The sequence below is a fragment of the Staphylococcus sp. HMSC14C01 genome, from assembly GCF_001808085.1.
GTDB lineage: Bacteria > Bacillota > Bacilli > Staphylococcales > Staphylococcaceae > Staphylococcus > Staphylococcus hominis.
Window position 1 is genome coordinate 67201 of sequence record NZ_KV792014.1, and the last position, 2581, is coordinate 69781.

Sequence of the window (2581 nt, forward strand, 5' to 3'; positions counted from 1 at the left end):
AAGAAAATACAAAAGATGTAACAACAAAAGAACCAACAACAAGTGAAGCGAAAACAGAAGAAGCAACAACAAAAGAAGCGCCATCAAGTAAAGAAAATACAAAAGATGTAACAACAAAAGAAGCGCCATCAGCAGAAGAAACAAACAAAGTAGCAACAGAAGAAGAAGCACCAGCAGTTGAAGAAACAAATGCTAAGAGCAATTCAAATGCTCAACCAGCAGAAACTGAGAGAACTCACGTTGTAGATACAGTTGCTAAAGATTTATATAAAAAATCTGAAGTTACAGAAGCAGAGAAAGCTGAAATTGAAAAAGTATTACCAAAAGATATTTCAAATTTATCTAATGAAGAAATTAAAAAAATAGCTTTAAGTGAAGCACTTAAAGAAACAGCTAACAAAGAAAACGCACAACCAAGAGCAACATTCCGTTCAGTAAGCAGAAATGCTAGAACAACAAATGTTAACAATTCAGCAACAGCATTAAGAGCAGCTGCACAAGACACAGTTACTAAAAAAGGAACGGGTAACTTTAAAGAATATGGAGATATAATCCATAAAACGTATAAAGAAGAATTCCCTAAAGAAGATAAGCTAACTGCATTCAATACAAACTTCAATCCTAATACAGGAACTAAAGGCGCATTAGAATATAATGATAAAATAGATTTTAATAAAGACTTTACAATTACTGTTCCAGTAGCAAATAACAACCAAGGTAATACAACAGGAGCAGATGGCTGGGGCTTCATGTTTACTCAAGGGAATGGCCAAGACTTCTTAAACCAAGGTGGTATTTTAAGAGACAAAGGTATGGCAAATGCATCTGGTTTTAAAATTGATACGTCATATAATAATGTTAATGGTAAAGTCGATAAACTCGATGCAGATAAAACAAACAATCTAAGTCAAATTGGCGCAGCAAAAGTTGGTTACGGTACATTTGTTAAAAATGGTGCAGATGGTATGACTAACCAAGTTGGTCAAAATGCCCTAAATACAAAAGATAAACCTGCAAATAAAATAATTTATGCAGATAATACAACTAATCATCTTGATGGTAATTTCCATGGCCAAAGATTAAATGATGTAGTATTAAATTATGATGCAGCAACAAGTACAGTAACTGCTACATATGCAGGAAAAACATGGACAGCTACTACAGATGATTTAGGAATTGATAAATCACAAAAATATAATTTCTTAATTACTTCAAGTCATATGCCAAATAGATATTCTGATGGAATTATGAGAACAAATCTTGAAGGTGTAAAAATTACAACGCCTCAAGCTGATTTAATTGATGATGTGGAAGTAACGAAACAACCAATTACTCATAAAACTATTCGTGAGTTTGATCCAACTCTAGAACCAGGCTCACCTGATGTTATTGTACAAAAAGGTGAAGATGGAGAATCAACAACAACTACACCAATTAAAGTTGACCCTGATACAGGAGATGTAGTTGAACGTGGTGAACCAACAACAGAAGTTACAAAAAATGCAGTTGACGAGATTGTACACTTTGCACCTGAAGCAGTGCCTCAAGGACATAAAGATGAATTTGATCCAAACGCACCGAAAGGTAGCGAAGAAGAAGTTCCAGGTAAACCAGGTATCAAAAATCCAGATACAGGAGAAGTTGTAACACCTCCAGTGGATGACGTAACAAAATACGGTCCAGTTGATGGCGATCCAATCATAGAAAAAGAAGAGATTCCATTTGATAAAAAACGTGAATTTGATCCAAAATTAGAACCTGGTACAGAAGAAGTCGTACAAAAAGGTGAAAATGGAGAGAAAACAATCACAACACCAACTACGAAAAATCCATTAACAGGAGAAAGAGTTGGTAAAGGTGAGCCAACAGAAGAAACCACAAAAGATCCAGTGGATGAAATCATACATTATGGCGGTGAAAAAGTACCACAAGGACATAAAGATGAATTTGATCCAAACGCACCGAAAGGTAGCGAAGAAGAAGTTCCAGGTAAACCAGGTATCAAAAATCCAGATACAGGAGAAGTTGTAACACCTCCAGTGGATGACGTAACAAAATACGGTCCAGTTGATGGCGATCCAATCATAGAAAAAGAAGAGATTCCATTTGATAAAAAACGTGAATTCAATCCAGACTTAAAACCAGGCGAAGAACGTGTTAAACAAAAAGGTGAAAATGGAGAAAAAACAATCACAACACCAACTACGAAAAATCCATTGACAGGAGAAACAGTAGGAGAAGGTGAACCAACAGAGGAAATTACTAAAGATCCAATTGATGAAATAATTGAGTATGGTCCAGACATCGATAGCGACTCAGATTCAGACTCAGACTCAGATAGCGATTCAGACTCTGACTCAGATAGCGACAGCGATTCAGACTCAGACTCAGATAGCGACTCAGACTCAGATTCAGACAGTGATTCAGACTCTGACTCAGATAGCGACAGTGATTCAGACAGTGATTCAGACTCTGACTCAGACAGCGATTCAGACTCAGATTCAGATTCAGACTCAGATAGCGACAGTGACTCTGACTCAGATTCAGACAGCGATTCAGACTCTGACAGCGACTCAGATTC

Annotated in this window: 1 pseudogene; it reads left to right on the forward strand. The window is 36.5% G+C overall.

Annotated elements, in window-relative coordinates:
* Positions 1 to 2581: pseudogene (locus tag HMPREF3131_RS11140) on the forward strand (E domain-containing protein); the annotation flags it as partial.